Origin of the sequence: Azohydromonas australica DSM 1124, from assembly GCF_000430725.1 — a bacterium.
Classification (GTDB): domain Bacteria; phylum Pseudomonadota; class Gammaproteobacteria; order Burkholderiales; family Burkholderiaceae_C; genus Azohydromonas; species Azohydromonas australica.
The window spans coordinates 128,077-146,097 of record NZ_AUMO01000044.1 but is presented as its reverse complement, the minus strand read 5'-3'; the positions used below and the strand labels follow the sequence as shown (position 1 = coordinate 146,097).

Genomic DNA, 18,021 nt, shown 5'->3' with positions numbered 1-18,021 from the left:
GGGTCGTCCTTCAGTCCAGCCGCTTGCGCGTGACCGCGCGCGCCAGCGCCAGCAGCCCCACGGCGTAGGCGGCCAGGATGGCGCCGTCCTTGAGGATCAGCCCCCACTGGTCACCGGCCAGGAACAGCGTCTTGACCAGCTCCATGAAGTAGGTCGCCGGCAGCACGTGGCCCGCGATGCGCACCGCCAGCGGCACGTTACGCAGGTCGAACACGAAGCCCGAGAGCATGAGCGCGGGCATGAAGCTCGCGAGGATGGCGATCTGGCTGGCCAGGAACTGGTTGCGCGTGAAAGCGGAGATCAGCAGCCCGATGCCCAGCGACACCACCATGTACAGCATGCTCGCCAGCAGCAGCACCGCCAGCGAGCCGTACAGCGGCACGCCGAAGAGCCCGCGCGCCGCGGCCAGGCACAGCGCCAGGCCCACCATGCCGACCACGAAGTAGGTGACGATCTTCGCCAGCAGCACTTCCACCGGCCGCACCGGCGTGACGAAGAGCGCTTCCAGCGTGCCGCGCTCCCACTCGCGCGCCATCACCAGCGCGGTGAGGAAGGTGCCCACGAGGGTCATGATCAGCACGATCAGCCCCGGCACCAGGTACCAGGTGCTGTTGTTGGCGGCGTTGAACCACATCCGGTCCACCACCACCACGCCGCCGCCGGTGCCGGCGCGCACGCCCGCGCGGTCCAGCCGTTTGAGCCCCCACACCGCCACCGCGCCTTCGACGTAGCCCTGGATGGCCGCGGCGCGGATCGGGTCGCCGCCCTGCAGCAGCAGGTGCAGCCGCGCGTCGCCGGCGGCCAGGCGGCGCGAGAAGTCGGCCGGCACGTGCACCAGCGCGTCCGCCTGGTGCGCCTGCAGCGCCGCGAGCGCCTGCGGCAGCGAGGGCGCGCGGGTGGCGGCCATGTAGGGCGAGCCGTCGAGCGCGGCCATGACCTCCAGCACCGCGGGCGAGGCGTCGTCCAGCGCCAGCAGCAGCCGCGCGTTGCGCACGTCCAGCGTCAGGCCGTAGCCGAAGATCAGGATCAGCACGATCGGCAGCCCCAGGCCCACCAGCAGGTTGCTGCGGTCGCGCAGCAGCTGGCGGAACTCCTTGCGCACCAGCGAGCGCAGCCGGCGCCAGAACCCGCCGTCGCTCATGCCGCGCGCTCGGGCTGCCTTGCGACGCGGGCCCGCTCGACGATGCCGATGAAAGCCTGCTCCATGTCCAGGCGCTGCGCGTCGGTCTCGCCGGCCTGGCGGCGCACCTCCTGCGGCGTGCCCAGCGCCAGCAGCCGGCCGCCGTCCTGGATCACGATGCGGTCGCAGTACTCGGCCTCTTCCATGAAGTGCGTGGTCACGACGATGGTGATGCCCGTGGCCGCCAGCGCCGTGATGCGGCGCCAGAAGCCGCGCCGCGCCAGCGGGTCGGCGCCGCTGGTGGGCTCGTCCAGGAACAGGATCTCCGGCTCGTGCAGCAGCCCTACCGCCATCGCCAGCCGCTGGCGGATGCCGCCGGGCAGCTGCCCGGCCGGCTGCGCCTCGTGGCCGCGCAGCTCGAACTGCTGCAGCACGGCGTCCATGCGCTCGCGCAGGCGCCGCCCGTGCAGGCCGTACGCGCCACCGAAGAAGCGCAGGTTCTCCGCCACCGACAGGTTGGCGTAGAGCGAGAACTTCTGCGCCACGTAGCCGATGTGCTGGCGCGCCGCGGCGCGGGCACGGCGCAGGTCCAGCCCGGCCACGCGCGCCTGGCCGCTGCTGGCCGGCAGCAGCCCGCACAGCATGCGGAAGGTGGTGGTCTTGCCCGCGCCGTTGGGGCCCAGCAGCCCGAAGATCTCGCCGCGCCGCACGCTGAAGGTGGTGCGGTCCACGGCCACGAAGTCGCCGAAGCGGCGCACCAGGTCCTGCACCTCGATCACCGGCGCGCCGTCGCCGGGCGCTGCTGCTGAGCGCGCCGGGCTGTCGAAGACCGGCGCGTCCGCCACCGCCGGCGATCCACCGCGCGCGCGCAGCAGCAGCATGAAGCCGTCCTCCAGCCGCGCCTGCACGGGCTGCGCCTGGCCGGGCGCCAGCCCCAGAGCGGCGTCGTCGGCGCCGGTGCGGCGGATCAGCCGCACCCGGCCACCGCTGGGCACGGCGTCCAGCACCGCATCGTGCCGGTCCAGCAGCCGCGCCTGCAGCGCGCGCGCAGGCTCGCCCGGCGCGGGCGCGGCCACGAAGCACAGGCCCTGCGCCGGCGCGCGCAGCTGCGCGGGCGTGCCGCCGGCCAGCAGCCGGCCCTCGTGCAGCACGTGCACCTGCGCGCAACGCTCGGCCTCGTCCAGGTACGAGGTGCTCAGCAGCACCGTCAGCCGCTCGTCGTCCACGAGGCGCTGCACGATCTCCCACAGCTCGCGGCGCGACAGCGGATCCACGCCCACCGTGGGCTCGTCCAGCAGCAGCAGTTCCGGCGAGCGCACCAGCGTGCAGGCCAGCCCCAGCTTCTGCTTCATGCCGCCGGAGAGCTTGCCGGCCGGGCGCGCGGTGAAGCGGGCGAGGTCCGTCATGTGCAGCAGCTGTTCGAAGCGCCGGCCGCGCTGCGCCGGCGGCACGGCATGCAGGTCGGCGTAGAGGTCCAGGTTCTCCTGCACGCTCAGGTCCTCGTACAGCCCGAAGCGCTGCGGCATGTAGCCGATGCGGTCCTGCACGGCCTGCGGCTGCGCCGTGACGTCCAGCCCCAGCACCTGGAGCGTGCCGGCCTGCGGCGACATCAGCCCGGCGACCAGGCGCATGAAGGTGGTCTTGCCGGCGCCGTCCGGGCCCACCAGCGCCGTCACCGCGCCGCGCGGCACCTCCAGCGTGAGGTCCTGCAGCGCCTGCACCCGGCGCTTGGCGGCACGGTCGTCGAAGGCCTTGTGGATGCCGCGCGCGGCCACCGCCGGTGCGGGATCGGGGCTCATCGCGAGGCGGCGGAGGCGGCCGAAGCGGCGGGCGCGGCCGGGGCGTCCGCCGCGCCCAGGTCGATGCGCACCGTGGCCGGCATGCCCAGGCGCAGGCGGTCCTGCGGGTCGTCCACCCGGACGCGGATCTCGTAGACCAGCTCCGTGCGCAGTGCCTCGGTCTGCACCGACTTGGGCGTGAACTCCGCCACCGAGGAGATGAAGCCGATGCGGCCGGGAATGGTTTCCGAGGGTGCGGCGTCGGTGCTCACGCCCGCCGCCATGCCGGGGCGGATGCGGCCGAGCTGCGGCTCGCTGACGTAGGCCCGCACCCACTTGGGGTCGGTCAGCGCCAGCGTGTAGGCCGGGCGCTGCGGCGAAGCCATGTCGCCCGGCTCCAGCAGCCGCGCGCGCACGACCGCGGCCTGCGGCGCCTTGAGCTCGGCCAGCGCGATCTGGTGGCGCAGCAGCGCGGCTTCGGCCTGCGCGGCGCGCAGCTGCGCCTCGGCGCGGGCGACGTCCTCGCGGCGCGGGCCCAGCCGGGCCAGGCGCTCGGCCTGGCGTGCGGCTTCCAGCCGCGACAGCGCCACGCGCGCCTGGGCGCGGGCGTTGTCCAGGTCCTGCGGGCTGACGCCGCGGCCGTCCGTGCCGGCCGCGGCGCCTTCCAGGCGTTCGAGCTGCAGCCGGGCGCGCTGTGCCTCGGCCTGCGCGCCCGCCACCTGCGCCGCGGCTTGGCCGATCTCCTCCGGCCGGCTGCCGCTGCGTAGCGCGCGCAGCGCCTGCTCCAGCACCGCGGCCTGGGCCTCGGCCTGCGCCAGCCGCAGCGTGGCGGTGCGCGTGTCCAGCACCGCCAGCACCTGCCCGGCCTGCACGTGCTCGCCCTCCTCCACCCGCATCTGCGCCACGCGGTCGCTGCCCTCGAAGGCGAGCGACACCTGGCGAATGTCCACGTTGCCGTAGAGCGTGAGCTGCCGCGTGTCCACCGGCGGGTGGAGCCGGCGCCAGCCCAGCACCGCGGCGGCGAGCAGCGCCAGCAGGAGGGCGAGAACGGCGATCTTCTTGGTCATGGAGAGGCGGCGGTGGCAGGGTCAGCGGAGTGTCATGGCAAAGAAACGGGTGCCCGGCAGCACCGCGTCGTAGTACGGCGCCGTTTCCTCGAAGCCCATGCGCTCGTAAAGCTGCTGCGCGTGGACGGTCTGCGGCACGGCGTCCAGGACCAGACGGCGCAGGCCCAGCGCACGCGCCTTGGCGATGACGGCCTCGACCAGCCGCCGGCCCAGGTCGTGGCCCCGGAAGGCTGGCCGCACGAAGACGCGCTTGAGCTCCGCCACCTCGGTGCCATGGCGCAGCAGCCCGGCGCAGCCGGCGGCTTCGGTACCGCTTTCGGCCAGGAAGAAGGTGCCGCTGGGCAGGGTGTAGGTGCGGTCGAAGTCGGCCATCTCGGCGTCGAAGCCGCGGTAGGACAGGTCCGGGCCCAGCCAGGCGACGTACTCGCGGATGACGCACTGGAGGCGGGCGCTGTCGGCGGGCAGCGAGCTTTCGCGGATGAGGACGGGCTGGGGCATCTGGAAACGGAATCGGAAGCAGGGGCCGGGCGCCCGGGGCGAGGCCGTCTGGACGCGCCCTCGCCTGTCCGCGTACCGCCCTGGCGTCAGCCCCACCCTAGCGGCTGCGCCTTGCGCCGGTCTTGCGCTCGGCCAAGCCACTCGCAGGCCGGCATGAATCCGCGCAACTGTCGCGGCGGGGCCGCCAGCTGCAAAAGGGTATGTGCTGCATCAACATTGAGGAAAAACAGCCGAAGTAGGGTGACCGTCAAGGTGACCAAGTGAACTTGGCAGTGAAAGGAGGGCACTGGTGTCGCTGAGGAAAAAACTGAACGTCCGGGAGATAAAGCCGGCTGGATACACGGGCACGACCACGTTCCTGCTGGGCCACGGCTATGGCTGCGACCAGAGCATGTGGTACCCGGCCGCGCGGCTGCTGGCCGCCGATTCGCGCTGCCTGCTGTTCGACTGGCCGGGCGCGGGGCACGCGCAGGCCGATGCCTATGACCCTCTGCGCCACCAGACCCTGGACGGCTACGCCGACGACCTGATCGCGCTGCTGGACGAGCTGGCGCTGCCCGACGTGGTGTACGTGGGCCATTCGGTGGGAGCCTCCATCGGCGCGCTGGCTGCCGCGCGCGCGCCCGGGCTGTTCGGCCAGCTGGCGATGCTGGCGCCCTCGCCTTGCTTCCTGAACGAGTTGCCGGACTACCCGGGCGGCTTCGAGCTGGCGCAGCTGGACACGCTGGTGCGCGAGCTGGCCGAGGGGCATAACGCCTGGGCCAAGGCCATGGCGCCGCTGGTGATGGGCAACCCCGAGCGCCCGGCGCTGGCCCTGGAGCTGGAGGCGCAGTTCTGCCTGATGGACCCCACCATCGCCGTGCGCTGGGCCCGGGCCACCTTCCTGATGGACGTGCGGCCCGCCATTCCTCTGGTCCGGGTACCCACGCTGGTGCTGCCCTGCCGCAACGACGCGCTGGTGCCTCCCGGCGTGAACGACTGGCTGCACCGGCACCTGCCCCTCGGCCGGCTCGTGGCGTTGCAGGCCCAGGGCCACTGCCCGCATGTCAGCGAGCCCGAGGAGGTGGCCGGCGTCCTGCTCCGGCACGCCCGCTGGCGCGGCGGCGGTGATGGAGGGACGGCGTGAGCGCGGATTCCGATCAGTCCCTGGCGGCCGGCAGCACCCCGGAGCTGCCGGTCGCCACCTGGCAGGTCGATGCCCAGGGGCGGCTGCTGGCCCCGGCCGCGCTGCCCGGCCAGCCGGGGCGCTGCCTGCCCGCAGGCTTCATCAACGAGCGGCTGACTTCGGCGTACCGGGTGCTGTGGGAGCTGACCATCTGGCCCGCGCTGGGCAACACCGGCGTGCTGGACGAGGTGGTGCTGGAGGTATGGAACGAGGGTTCCGAGCCCGTGCAGCTCCTGAGCTTCTGGCGCCGGCGCGACGGCCCCGGCGGGCAGGCCTACGTCGTGATGGTGGTGCCGGGCGCCGAGCGCGCGCAGCTGATGGCGCAGCTGCGCCGGGCGCAGGACAGCCTGGACGCGATGCCGGGCGCCATCCTGCAGGTGCAGCCCGTGGGCGGGCAGGTGCAGTTCCCGTACGCCAGCGGCCCGCTGCTGGACCTCCTGGGCGTCACCTACACCCAGGTGCTGGCCGATGCGGCGGCACTGCTGGACAGCCTCACCCCGGAGAGCCGCCAGGCCTTGCAGGACGCCCTGGAGCAGGCGGAACGCCAGGACACGCCCCGCTGGCTGGTGGTGCTGCAGCCGCGGCGCTGGCCGCAGCGCCGCATCGAACTGGCCGCGCAGCGGCGCATGGCGGCGGGCCCCTGGCATTGCGTGCTCGTGGACGTGACCGAGCGCGAGCGCCTGCTGCACGAGCTGACCTGGCGGGCCGAGACGGACAGCCTGACCTCGCTGTTCAACCGCAGCGGGCTGCTGTCGCAGCTGGCGCAGCGCCTGATGGAACAGCGGCCCTTCGCGATGCTGTTCATGGACTGCGACCGCTTCAAGCAGATCAACGACAGCCTGGGCCACGCGCTGGGCGACCAGCTGCTGCGGATGGTGTCGCAGCGGCTGCGCGGCTGCCTGCGCCCGGGCGACGTGATCGCGAAGCAGGAGCGGGACGCGGCCAGCGTGGCCGGCGGTGCGGACCCCTACGTGGCGGCGCGCCTGGGCGGCGACGAGTTCGTGGTGATCGCCGACGGCGTGCGGACCCCCGCCGACGCGGCCACGCTGGCGGAGCGGCTGGTGCGCACGCTGGCCCAGCCCTACCAGCTGAGCGGCCAGGAACTGGTGCTGACGGTCAGCATGGGCGTGGTGCTGGCCGGCCCGCACAGCGATCCCGAGCAGCTGCTGCGGGACTCGGACACGGCCATGTACGAGGCCAAGCGCGGCGGGCGCAGCCGCTGGGTGCTGTTCGAGCCCGAGATGCAGCAGCGCGTGGCCAGCGCCATGACGCTGGAGAACCGGCTGCGCCATGCGCTGGCGATCGAGGGCCGGGTGTTCCCGGTCTTCCAGCCGATCGTGGACATCGCCAGCGGGGCGATCACCGGCTTCGAGGCGCTGGCGCGCTGGCGCGACCCCGAGCACGGCTTCATCAACCCGGCGCATTTCATCCCGGTGGCGGAAGACAGCGGGCAGATCGCGGTGCTGGGCGAGCTGATCCTGCGCCAGGCCTGCACGCAGTTCGTGGCCTGGAACGCGCGCGCGCCGGCGGCGCGGCAGCGGCTGTCGGTCAACGTCAGCCGCGCGCAGCTCACGGACGCGGCGCTGCCCGCGCGCGTGGAGAAGCTGCTGGCCGAGATCGGCATGCCGCCGCAGCGGCTGCAGCTGGAGGTGACGGAGAGCTTGGCCATGGCCGAGGACGACGGCTCGCTGCAGGTGCTGCACAGGCTGCGCGAGCTGGGCTGCCGGCTGTCGCTGGACGACTTCGGCACGGGCTACTCCTCGCTGGCGGCGCTGCACCGGCTGCCGGTGCAGCAGGTCAAGCTCGACCGCAGCTTCATCAACGAGATCGAGACGAGCCCCTACCACCTCGCGGTGGTGAAGGCGGCGCTGGAAGTGGCGCAGGTGCTGAGCCTGGAAGTGGTGGCCGAGGGCGTGGAGACCGAGGCCCAGGCCCGCACGCTGCGCTCGCTGGGCTGCGCGCGGGCGCAGGGCTGGCTGTATTCCAAGGCGGTGGAAGCGGGCGACGCCGAGGCGCTGCTGCGGCGCCTGCAGCTCGGCCCGGCGCTACAGACTGAAGAGTGAAGTAGCCCGTTCGGGCTGAGCCTGTCGAAGCCCTGCGCCGAGATCCGGGCGCCTGCCCTTCGACAAGCTCAGGGCGAACGGGATTTGTCTCAGCCTGGAAGACGAACTGGAATCAGATCAGCGCCGCGATCGCCTGGCCCATCTCGGTGGTGTTGGCGCTGCCGCCCAGGTCGCGCGTGCGCGGGCCCTCGCGCAGCACGGTCTCGATGGCGTTGACGATGGCATCGTGCGCCGCGCGCCCGGCGCCCTGGCCGTGGGTGAGGAAGTCCAGCATCAGCGCGCCGGACCAGACCATGGCCACCGGGTTGGCGATGTTCTGGCCGTAGATGTCCGGCGCCGAGCCGTGCACGGGCTCGAAGAGCGAGGGGAAGCGGCGCTCGGGGTCGAGGTTGGCCGAAGGCGCCAGGCCGATGGTGCCGGTACAGGCCGGGCCCAGGTCCGACAGGATGTCGCCGAAGAGGTTGCTGGCGACGACCACGTCGAAGCGGTCGGGCTGCAGCACGAAGCGGGCGCTGAGGATGTCGATGTGCTGCTTGTCCACCGCCACCTCCGGGTAGCGGCGGCCGATCTCGTCGGCGCGCTCGTCCCACCAGGGCATGCTCACCGCGATGCCGTTGCTCTTGGTGGCGACGGTGAGCTTCCTGCGCGCGCGCGACTGCGCCAGCTCGAAGGCGTACTTGAGCACGCGCTCGGTGCCGTGGCGGGAGAACACCGACTCCTGGATCACGATCTCGCGCTCGGTGCCCTCGTAGATGCGTCCGCCCAGGTTCGTGTACTCGCCCTCGGTGTTCTCGCGCACCACGAAGAAGTCGATGTCGCCGGCCTTGCGCCCGGCCAGCGGGCAGGGCACGCCCTCGAACAGCCGCACCGGGCGCAGGTTGATGTACTGGTCGAACTCGCGGCGGAACTTCAGCAGCGAGCCCCACAGCGAGACGTGGTCCGGCACGATCGCCGGCCAGCCCACGGCGCCGAAGAAGATGGCGTCCATGCCCTGGAGCTGGGCCTTCCAGTCGTCCGGCATCATCTTTCCGTTCGCCTGGTAGTAGTCGCAGCTGGCCCAGTCGATGTGCGCGAGCTCCAGCGCGATGCCGAACTTGTCGGCCGCGGCCTGCACGCTGCGCAGCCCCTCGGGCATCACTTCCTTGCCGATGCCGTCGCCAGGGATGACGGCAATCTTGTAGCTCTTGTCCTGGGCCATGGTGGGTGCTCCGTTGAATAGATGGCGCATCGTAGCCATTCACGCCGCGCCGATAATCCACTTCCCTGTGAAGTCTTTATGCACGCAACGTGAACACTTCCACCCCGGCCAACGAGGACCTGCGCGTGTTCAGCGTGGTGGCGCGCAAGAGCAGCTTCACCGCCGCGGCGGACGACCTGCAGGTGTCGCCCGCCTACGTCAGCAAGCGCATCCGGCTGCTGGAGCAGCAGCTGGGCACGAGGCTGCTGCACCGCACGACGCGCAGCGTGGCGCTGACCGAGGACGGCGACCGGGTGCTGCGCTGGGCGCAGCGCATCTTGGACGACCTGGACCAGCTGCTGCAGGAGGTGGGCGGCACGCGGGCGCAGCCGCGCGGCAGCCTGCGCGTGTGCAGCAGCTTCGGCTTCGGGCGCCAGCAGGTGGCGCCGGCCATCGGCGCGCTGGTGGAGCGGCATCCGCAGCTGCAGGTGCGGCTGGAGGTGTTCGACCGGCTGATCGACGTGGCGGCGGAGGGCTTCGACCTGGACGTGCGCGTGGGCGACGAGGCGGCGCCGCACCTGATCAAGCGCCGGCTGGCGGACAACCACCGGGTGCTGTGCGCCGCGCCGGCCTACGTGGCGCGCCGCGGCCTGCCACGCACGCCGGCGGAGCTGGCAGGCCACGACTGCCTGGCGATCAAGGAGCGCGACCACCCTTTCGGCGTGTGGCAGCTGCGCTGCGAGGGACGCGAGCAGGCGCTGAAAGTGTCGGGGCCGCTGTCGAGCAACCACGGCGAGATCGCGCTGCGCTGGGCGCTGGACGGGCACGGCATCGTGCTGCGCTCGCTGTGGGAGGTGGCGCCGCTGCTGGCCGAGGGGCGGCTCGTGCAGCTGCTGCCCGGCTGCATCCAGCCGGCCAACGTCTGGGCCGTGTACCCGACGCGGCTGGAGCGCTCGGCCAAGCTGCGCGTGGCAGTGGAGTTCCTGGCGCAGTGGTTCAGGAACGCCGGCCCGCAGGCCCGAACCGCGCCCGGCGCCGGCGCGGGAAGGGCATGAGCCCGGAACGCGGCCCGGCTCCCGTGCCGGGCCTGCGCCGCGCCCTCAAATGCCCGCTTCGGCCGTCTCGGCGACGGGAGCCGCCGCCGGCGCGTCGCCTTCGAGCAGGTGGCCCAGGCGCTCGCGCTTGGTGGCCAGGTAGGCGGCGTTATGCGTCTGGGCGTCGGTCTGGTGGCTTTCGCGCTCCACCACCTCGATGCCGTGCTCGCGCAGCGCCAGCAGCTTCAGCGGGTTGTTGCTCATGAGCCGGATCGAGGCCACGCCCAGGGCCTGCAGGATCGCCGCGGCCGCCTCGTAGCGGCGCGCATCGACCGGGTGGCCCAGCGCCAGGTTGGCATCGACCGTGTCCAGCCCCTGGTCCTGCAGCGCGTAGGCGCGCAGCTTCTGCGCCAGCCCGATGCCGCGGCCTTCGTGGCCGCGCATGTAGATCACGGCACCCTGCCCGGCCTGCTGGATGCGCGCCAGCGCCAGCTCCAGCTGCGGCCCGCAGTCGCAGCGCAACGAGCCCAGCAGGTCGCCGGTGAGGCACTCGGAATGCACGCGCACCAGCACGCCCTGCGCGCCGGCGAGCTCGCCCTTGCGAATCACCAGGTGCTCGGTGCCGCTGCCATGGTCCTGCCAGGTTTCCAGCTCGAACTCCCCGTGCGGCGTGGGCAGCCGCGCGGAGGGGCCGCGCTCGACCTGTGGCAGCAGCGTTTCGGGAGCGTCGGATTTCATGGCCGCCGCTCCGTTCACTGCGCCAGCGCCTGGAGCTGGCGCAGGCCCCGCAGCGTGGCCAGGCAGGCGCTGGTGACCTCCTCGCCCTTCTTGACGAAGTGCGTGGCGAAGAAGCTGCGGTGCTCCTCGTGGTCGTGGAAGTCGCGCGGCGTGAGCACGGCGGAGAACACGGGCACGCCGGTGTCGAGCTGCACGCGCATCAGGCCGTCGATGACGGCGCTGGTGACGAACTCGTGGCGATAGATGCCGCCGTTGACGATCAGCCCGCAGGCGACGACGGCGTCGAAGCGGCCGCTCTCGGCCAGCTTCTTCGCATGCAGCGGGATCTCGAAGGCCCCGGGCACGGCGAAGTGCGTGAGGGTGGCGGCCGGGTCCAGGCCCTGGCGCGCCAGCTCGGCATCGATGCCCTCGTGGGCACGCTCGACGATGTCGCGGTGCCAGGAGGCGCTGACCACGGCGATGCGCAGGCCGGCGGTGGCGAGGGAGGAAGCGGAAGTCGGAATCTGATTCATGGTCCGTACGACGAGGGTTGCCAGAATCAGGGCGCATGCACGCGCACACGCGATGGCCGCGCGCAAACGCTGAGCCATCACGGCAACGCGATCTCTTTCATCCGGACTGTGACCGTCGGCCCTGGCTTCGCACCAGGTCTGCTGACCCCGGCACCATGAGGTGCCGGGCGCTCGCGGGCTCACGCGGCACAGGCCGCGAATACCGCCGGTGGGGAATTCCACCCCGCCCTGAGAACGCTGCCGACACCTCGCGGCGCCGGCCTGGCCATTCTAGGAGCTGGGGAAAATCCCGTGACGGCATAGGCTTTGATTCCGGCTCGCGCACCGTAGCCTGGCCTGCCGCCCCGGCGGCGCGAGGTGGCGTCGGTTGCGTAAACAACCGATTGGCTCGGCGGGCGGCTTCTCCAGTCTCGCCCGCGGGCCAAGGTGACGGGCTATGGGACACGGCGACCCATACCGATCCCATGAATGGTCACCTTGGGCTTGGAACGCGGCTTGGAGCACCCTGCGGCGGCCCGGCACTGGGGTAGTTGCAAGGTGGCATCCCATGGTCAGTCACCGTTCCAGATCCCATGCATGGTCACCTTCGTAGCTTTCGGACGGGGTTTTCTCCCGGGAAACCGCCCCGCCGTGGTTCGGAGCGTGCGGCAAGGGTGCCCGAACGCGGTGTTTCGATCCCATAAATGGTCACCGTGTCAAAGTCCCATGAATGGTCACCTGAAGGTGAATCGGACCATGACGGTAGTGCTTTGCGAGACACCCTCCCATGATTTGTCACCTTCGTCCCATATCCAGAAACCTGAATTCCCAGAAGTGGTCACCCTTATCCCAAATCCACACACCTGAAACCCCATGAATGGTCACCGTGAATCCCATGAATGGTGACTTTGAATCATGCAAGTGCTTGTCGGCAAAAGGAAATTCCGACGCTAAAGGTATTAAAGGATCTAAAGCGTCCTTCAAATAAATACACAACATGCTGACCGGCAGCGTCAAGCCGACGGAGAAAAGAACTTTTTCCGGATACACGGCAGGAAATATCGCGCTTCAGGTTACTATTTCGCACCCCTGTCTGGTCACCTATGGCAAGCCGAAAAACTCCCAAGGAGTCACCTGAAACCCAGATTTCCCTCTTTGCGAGCCCGGAAGCGCCGGATGCTTTCCGCAAGGCGGTGCAGATCGTCCACAGCAAGCCCAAGCAGCCGCTGAGCCTGCTGCAGCGCAAGCTGGGCAATGCCTGGGCCAAGCACGCCATCGAGCACAACCCGGACGAGCAGGGCTGGTGGACCTTGCGGATCCGGGACCTGGCGGAGGACGTGGGCTTCGACTCCAACAACCGCCAGTACCTGAAGGAGTCGGCCGAGGCGCTGATGCGCATCGTGTTCGAGTGGGACGTGATCGCCACCAGTCCCAAGCGCCCCTGGAAAGCCTCGGTGATGTTCCCGGAGGTGGAGATCCACGCGGACGTGATCCGCTACCAGATCAGCAGCCAGCTGCGCCAGCTCATCGTCAAGCCCGAGATCTACGCGCTCATCGACATGAACGTGGTGCGGCGCTTTCGGCGCGCGAGCTCGCTGGCGATCTGGGAGTTCTGCGTGCGCTTCGAGAAGATCGGCCACACGGCCGAGGTTCGCTGGGAGGAGTTCCGCGACATGATCCTCGGCGAGACGGCCGAGGCGAAGACCTACCAGGAGTACAAGTACTTCAAGGCCAAGGTGCTCAAGCCGGCCATCGCCGAGGTCAATGCCGCATCGAACCTGCGCATCGAGCTGGTGGAAGCCAAGCTCGGCAAGCGCGTGGCGGCGCTGCGCTTCCAGCTCGAAAAGAAGGCCGAGGCCCAGGCTGCCGTGGACGACAGCAAGGTGCTGGAGATGATCGGCGAGCTGGTGAACCTCGGACTGCCGCAGTCCGAGGTGCGGCGCTTGGCCAAGGACCACGGCCTGGAAGAGCTGCGCGCCGCGCTGGAGTACACGCGCCGGCGCATGACGGACTCGCGTGCCGGCAAGCTGGAGAAGCCCGCCGCCTACTTCCGCCACGCGCTGCAGCACCGCTATGCCATGCCGGTGGCCGAGGCCCGGCCCGCGCCGGCGCCCAAGGTGGATTTGCGCGAGGCCTACCTCGAATCGCAGCTCGGCGAAGCCGAGCGCTATTTCAAGGAACTCGACGCCGAGGACCAGGCAGCGCTGATCGAGCGCTACAACGCCCAGGCCATCGCGCCGCTGCGGCTCAAGAAGCGCACGACCAAGGCGGCGGAGGCGGGCTTCCGGCGCTGGCTGGTGCAGGACACCTGGGGCGAGCCCTCCTCCGAGGAACTGCTGGACTTCGCGCAACGCATGCTCGCGGCAAAGTCATAAGCTCGTTGCCAAGTTCTGAGGTCGCAGCCAAAATTGCGGCTGACCTCAGAATTTGACAAGGACCTTATGGCTGACGCCGTACTAGACCCTTCCTCGGCCCAGCGTTTCTCGCTGGAAGCGCTGCTCGAGCTGGCGCAGGTGGCGAGCCACAGCCTGGACACCGTGCGCTCCGACATGCTGGAACCGCATCCGCGCAAGACACCGCCCACCTTCACCGGCGCGCAGGTCGCGCGGTTGGCCGGCGTGGAGCCCAAGCAGATGACCTATCTGGCCAAGCGCGGCGACCTGCCGGCGGGTTCCCATGAGGCCAATGGGGCGCGGCGCATGTTCACGCTGGCCGAGGCACGGCAGTACGTGTCCAGGCTGTCCAAGATCCCAAAGCGTCCCGAGGGCGCGCCGGGCGCCACGATCGCCATCGTCAATTTCAAGGGCGGCTCGACCAAGACGACTACCGCCTTCAACCTGGCGCAGGGGCTGACGCTGCGCGGGCGGCGGGTGCTGATCTGCGACCTGGACCCGCAGGCCTCCTCCACCACGCTCACCGGGCTGCTGCCGGCGGCGGAAGTGCTGGAAGACCAGACGGCGGCGCCGCTGTTCATTCCGCCGCTGAGCGAGGCGCCCAAGGACCTGCGCTACGCCGTGCAGCGCACCTACTGGGACGGGCTGGACATCATCCCGGCTGCGCCGGCGCTGTTCGGCGCCGAGATCTTCCTGCCGATCCACTCGCGCGATCCGGACATCGCGTGGTGGGACATGCTCAACCGCGCGATCACGCCGTTGCGCGAGGACTACGACGTCATCATTTTCGACACCGCGCCTGCGCTGTCGTACCTGGCGGTGAACGCGGTGATCGCGTCGGACGGCCTGATCATGCCGGTGCCGCCGGAGACGCTGGACTTCGCCTCCTCGGTAGCGTTCTGGAACCTGCTGTCCGAGACGCTGGGCGCGCTGGCCAGCGGCCGGCGCTACCACAAGGACTTCGCGTTCATGCGCGTGCTGCTGTCCAAGGTGGATTCCAAGCTTGCCTCCAGCCTGGTGCGCGACTGGATCATCAAGACTTATGGGCCCTACATGCTGCCGGTGGAAATTCCGAAGAGCCCGGCCGGCTCGCTGAGCGCGATCAAGTTCGGCACCGTCTACGACCTGGGCAAGTACAGCGGTGGCGTGAGCGCCGACACCTATGGCCGGATCCGTGATGCCTTCGACAAGTTCGTCGAGATGATCGACCAGTCGGTCCAGGCGCTGGTATGGAAGGTGGCCGAGGAATGAGCCTGCGCGACGAACTGCTCAAGAAGAGCCAGCGTGCCGTCGAGCACATGGGCGTGGCCAAGCCGGCTGCAGCCAAGGGTGCGGAGCCGCAGGGCGCGCGGCCGGTCACCACGCCGGGCGCGGTGGCCTTCCTGCAGCCCACCATCGACTCGCTCAATGAGCGGGTGAAGGACGCCGAGGCCGCCAATGCCGAGCTGCGCCGCAAGCTCGCCAGCCAGCCTACGGAAGTGCCGCTGGAGCAGCTCGACGAGAAGCCGGGCCGCAAGCGCAAGCTCACGCCGGAACAGTTCGAGGAGCTCAAGGAGAACCTGCGCAGCAACCCGCTGGTGCATCCGGTGGCGGTGAAGGCGCTGGACAACGGGCGCTTCGAGATCGTCTCCGGCCACAACCGGGTGGATGCCTTCCGTGCCCTGGGCCGCGCCGCCGTGCCGGTGGTGGTGGTGGACATCGAGGAGGAAATCCTCGACCGCACCGCCTTCTACGCCAACCTGCTGCAGCCTTCCCTGCCGGACTTCGAGAAGTACCTGGGCTTCCGGCGCGAGAAGGAGAAGACCGGCGCGACGCAGAAGGAGCTGGCGCAGGCGGCCGGGGTGCCGGAGTCCACGGTGTCAATGCTGTTCGCCTTCGAGCACCTGCCCGCGCGCGCGCGCCAGCTGATCGAGGACCGCCCGGACGGCATCGGCATGAACTGCGCGGCCGAGCTGGCGCGGCTGGCGCGGGAGGGTGCCGCCGAGCGGGTGGTGGAAGCGGTGGAACTGCTGGTGAGCGGCAAGCTCACGCAGAAGGAAGCCGTGGGCCATGCGGGCCGGCGTCCGGCACGGCTGCCGCCGACGCCCGCGGCCGGCAAGCCGGTGAAGGTGCGAGCGGGCCGGCTGGACTTCTGCCAGTACGTCAGCCGCGGCACCACGCTGCGCATCGACTTCAAGGACGAAGAGCACCGCATCGAGGCCGAGGCGCGCATCGCACGGCTGCTGCAGGAGCTGGCCGAGGGCTCACGCACCGGTTCATAGTATGAAGTCCTTGTGAATCAAGGACTTATGGAAAAGACGAGGGTGCGCGCCGGTGTTCGGCGCTGTGCCCTTGGCTTGAGGCCAGGCCTGGTCAAGCCTGGTTCCCGCGCAGCGCGTCACGCTGGATCTTCAGCACGTGTGGCATCGGGCTGGGGTGATGCACATGCCTGAGATCGTGCAGGCGATGCCCAAACTGGGATCGCTGAGCCAGGCTGCAGCCGCAACACGGGATGGCGCGACCTGCGCCAGAAACTGCAGTGCGTGCACGGCGTTGGTAAAACGGCGCACTGTGGAACGCGCCGCGGCATCCCTGTACCGCGAGCTGCTGGCGCAAGGTTGGGCCACGATGCGCTTCGAGACGCCACAAGGCTGCAGCTGCGGATCTGCTTTGGATCGACACACATGGGCATGGGCGAGGAGGTGGAAGGCGTCCCTGTCCATGGCCGCGCTGGGCTGCTCGCGCCGTATCTCCATGGTGCTGCTCGTTCATGCGCGCCCATCGGCATGGCTGCATGGACTTGAAGCAGCCTTCTGCTGCTCCGGAGGCCTGCCGCGCAAGGGGTTGGTGGACAACGCCCGAGCCTGGTGGGTTGGCGCTACGTGGCTGAGCCGCCAGCGCGAACGTGCCGCGCTGGCCGAGGCGGCCGAGGGTGCCAAGGGCGAACTGCTGCACCCCCTGTCGGAGAGCAAGGCGTTGCTCGGAGAGCTTGGTGACGGGCTGCTCTGCTCACCAAGTGCCGACGCGGTGTTGCTCGACGACCCGGGGCCAAGCGCAAGGACGTGCGGCGCATCCCCATCGGACTGTCCGTCGCCGGGTTCCCGCCTGTGCGCACGCCCGATAGCTTCAAACACGACGCCCGGCCCTTGCTGGAGGCCCGGCAAATGAACGAGCTTGCTACTTCGCGTTGGGCGGCCAGCGGCGCCGGTGTGCTGCTGCTGGACCCCTCTGGCAAGCGTCGAGCAGGGGCATCAATTCGAGCTTGAGCCCGATGGGCTGCCCTCGCCAAGCCGACCGGCTCAAGCCCGCTGCGCTGTTCACCTCCTCACCCGCGAAGCCGCGGCATTCATTCCCTGTCGTTGCCATGCGCAGACGGGCGAGGGGGGCCATGTGTTTCCAGCCGCGCGGCGCATCGTCCTTGAAGCCGGGAAGCCCGCCATGTCTCCTGCAGTTGGCCAAGCGTGTCGCGATCAACGCGCCCTCACCGCGCACATGCCTGTCGCTTGTCGCAGCTTCTTCCACGGTGCTCGTGCGCATCGAACCCATTCAACGGCCATTGGCCCGCGAGCGGTATGAGCCCTCGCCGGTCAACGTCCTGCGCTGCAGGGGTGAGGCCGGGGAGAAGGGTGGGGAGCCTCCTGGATGCAGTCCTGACAGCGTAGTCCTTGTGCGGTGACCTGGACGGGCTCCTGCTTCGGAGCGTCGTTGCGGTCTGCGCACGAACCACCCTCACCCGGGTCCCGATGCCGTACCCCCGCAAACCACGGAACGGGTCGCCTGCTGCATGAAGGAAGCCGGAAGTGGACGATGCCCGTGCCAGGTGACGTGCAGGCTCCGCTCCAAGCACCTCGACCACACGGCATTCGTGCGACTGCGCGAGCACAGGGGCTGCACTCGCCGCAGCGCCCGCGTCGGCCCTGACGCCGCGAGCCGCCAAGGTGCTTGCACAAGCCTGCCAGGGCCAGCCCGTGGTTGTCTTCAAGAACCGGTGCCTGTTTGCAGCGATCGGCCCGTCGGCACGCAGGACCGCTGTGCGCGGGTGTCGCAGCGAAGCAAGCTCATGCGTAAGCATCGATCCGCGTCAAATGCCGGTGACCATGGCAATGGCTGGTCGTGCCACGGGCTTGCGGTACCGGAGGTGGACCGTTCCTTCTGCCTGCGACTTCGGGTGACCATCCATGGGACGGATGCGCGCTGGAACACCGCAGATTCACGCGTGACCCAGGGGAATTTCCTGAAGGTGACCGGCCGGCATGTGCCCGGACCGCGCGATGTCCCAGAAACGGTCACCTTCGTATTCAACGCCGATGCCGGCAGGCCGCTACCTTCCGCTCTACCGGCAGCCACGCCTTCGTCGGCAATCAAGTGCTCGATTTTCAAGCGGTTCATAGTACGAATCGACAAGGCGCATGTCGGGAACATCGCGGGGCTTCGGGGCCCGTCAAAGGTGCGGCCTGCATCCAGAGGGCGCGAAGCAGCACCTCGAATCCCGTAAGCGTTTCCCTTCGCGGCTTCCCA

General features: G+C 70.0%; 15 protein-coding genes and 1 riboswitch. Of the genes, 8 read left to right on the top strand and 7 right to left on the bottom strand.

Annotated features, from left to right (window positions below):
- Positions 1 to 10 precede the first annotated feature (10 nt).
- The 4 genes from H537_RS0107975 to H537_RS0107960 are packed head-to-tail and all read right to left on the bottom strand — an operon-like array spanning position 11 to position 4,463.
- Positions 11 to 1,141, bottom strand: a complete 1,131-nt coding sequence (locus H537_RS0107975) for an ABC transporter permease (RefSeq protein WP_028997479.1) — start codon at positions 1,139 to 1,141, stop codon at positions 11 to 13.
- The gene (locus H537_RS0107970; protein WP_028997478.1) at positions 1,138 to 2,919 is read right to left on the bottom strand and encodes an ATP-binding cassette domain-containing protein; all 1,782 of its coding nucleotides are present in this window, start codon (positions 2,917 to 2,919) and stop codon (positions 1,138 to 1,140) included. The genes H537_RS0107975 and H537_RS0107970 overlap by 4 nt, the downstream gene beginning before the upstream one ends.
- Positions 2,916 to 3,965, bottom strand: a complete 1,050-nt coding sequence (locus tag H537_RS41825) for an HlyD family secretion protein (RefSeq protein ID WP_051242156.1) — start codon at positions 3,963 to 3,965, stop codon at positions 2,916 to 2,918. Before H537_RS41825 ends, H537_RS0107970 begins: the two co-directional genes overlap by 4 nt.
- 21 nt (positions 3,966 to 3,986) lie before the next feature.
- On the bottom strand, positions 3,987 to 4,463 hold the full coding sequence (locus H537_RS0107960) for a GNAT family N-acetyltransferase (RefSeq protein ID WP_028997477.1): 477 nt from the start codon (positions 4,461 to 4,463) through the stop codon (positions 3,987 to 3,989).
- A 289-nt stretch (positions 4,464 to 4,752) separates the two neighbouring features.
- Here H537_RS0107960 and H537_RS41820 point away from each other — a divergent pair, with 289 nt between their 5' ends.
- The gene (locus H537_RS41820; RefSeq protein WP_051242154.1) at positions 4,753 to 5,589 is read left to right on the top strand and encodes an alpha/beta fold hydrolase; all 837 of its coding nucleotides are present in this window, start codon (positions 4,753 to 4,755) and stop codon (positions 5,587 to 5,589) included.
- Complete coding sequence (locus H537_RS41815) at positions 5,586 to 7,691, top strand: putative bifunctional diguanylate cyclase/phosphodiesterase (RefSeq protein ID WP_051242152.1); 2,106 nt, start codon at positions 5,586 to 5,588, stop codon at positions 7,689 to 7,691. Before H537_RS41820 ends, H537_RS41815 begins: the two co-directional genes overlap by 4 nt.
- A gap of 112 nt (positions 7,692 to 7,803) precedes the next feature.
- On the opposite strand, the gene H537_RS0107945 is transcribed toward H537_RS41815, so the two are convergent.
- Positions 7,804 to 8,889, bottom strand: a complete 1,086-nt coding sequence (locus tag H537_RS0107945) for a tartrate dehydrogenase (RefSeq protein WP_028997476.1) — start codon at positions 8,887 to 8,889, stop codon at positions 7,804 to 7,806.
- 89 nt (positions 8,890 to 8,978) lie between these two features.
- Between H537_RS0107945 and H537_RS0107940 the strand changes: the two genes are divergently transcribed.
- Complete coding sequence (locus H537_RS0107940) at positions 8,979 to 9,923, top strand: LysR substrate-binding domain-containing protein (RefSeq protein ID WP_043458387.1); 945 nt, start codon at positions 8,979 to 8,981, stop codon at positions 9,921 to 9,923.
- Positions 9,924 to 9,968: 45 nt separating this feature from the next.
- On the opposite strand, the gene ribA is transcribed toward H537_RS0107940, so the two are convergent.
- Together ribA and H537_RS0107930 are read right to left on the bottom strand one after the other, a co-directional pair.
- The gene (gene ribA, locus H537_RS0107935; protein ID WP_028997474.1) at positions 9,969 to 10,640 is read right to left on the bottom strand and encodes a GTP cyclohydrolase II; all 672 of its coding nucleotides are present in this window, start codon (positions 10,638 to 10,640) and stop codon (positions 9,969 to 9,971) included.
- Positions 10,641 to 10,654: 14 nt separating this feature from the next.
- Entirely contained in the window at positions 10,655 to 11,152 is a 498-nt protein-coding gene (locus H537_RS0107930; RefSeq protein ID WP_028997473.1) for a 6,7-dimethyl-8-ribityllumazine synthase, read from the bottom strand.
- A gap of 85 nt (positions 11,153 to 11,237) precedes the next feature.
- A riboswitch (FMN riboswitch) is annotated at positions 11,238 to 11,392 on the bottom strand.
- A gap of 736 nt (positions 11,393 to 12,128) precedes the next feature.
- Here H537_RS0107930 and H537_RS54340 point away from each other — a divergent pair.
- The 5 genes from H537_RS54340 (at position 12,129) to H537_RS55465 (ending at position 16,671) form a co-directional block, all read left to right on the top strand.
- Positions 12,129 to 12,269, top strand: a complete 141-nt coding sequence (locus tag H537_RS54340; protein ID WP_169516968.1) for a hypothetical protein — start codon at positions 12,129 to 12,131, stop codon at positions 12,267 to 12,269.
- 55 nt (positions 12,270 to 12,324) lie between these two features.
- Positions 12,325 to 13,506: a replication initiation protein gene (locus H537_RS0107925; protein ID WP_051242150.1), complete on the top strand. Its 1,182-nt coding sequence runs from the start codon at positions 12,325 to 12,327 to the stop codon at positions 13,504 to 13,506.
- A 66-nt stretch (positions 13,507 to 13,572) separates the two neighbouring features.
- Positions 13,573 to 14,775, top strand: coding sequence for an AAA family ATPase (locus H537_RS0107920; RefSeq protein ID WP_043458386.1), 1,203 nt, complete (start codon positions 13,573 to 13,575; stop codon positions 14,773 to 14,775).
- Positions 14,772 to 15,785 (top strand): ParB/RepB/Spo0J family partition protein, encoded by a 1,014-nt coding sequence (locus tag H537_RS41810; RefSeq protein WP_051242148.1) that lies wholly within the window; start codon positions 14,772 to 14,774, stop codon positions 15,783 to 15,785. Before H537_RS0107920 ends, H537_RS41810 begins: the two co-directional genes overlap by 4 nt.
- A gap of 163 nt (positions 15,786 to 15,948) precedes the next feature.
- Complete coding sequence (locus tag H537_RS55465) at positions 15,949 to 16,671, top strand: hypothetical protein (protein ID WP_238446628.1); 723 nt, start codon at positions 15,949 to 15,951, stop codon at positions 16,669 to 16,671.
- Positions 16,672 to 18,021 lie beyond the last annotated feature (1,350 nt).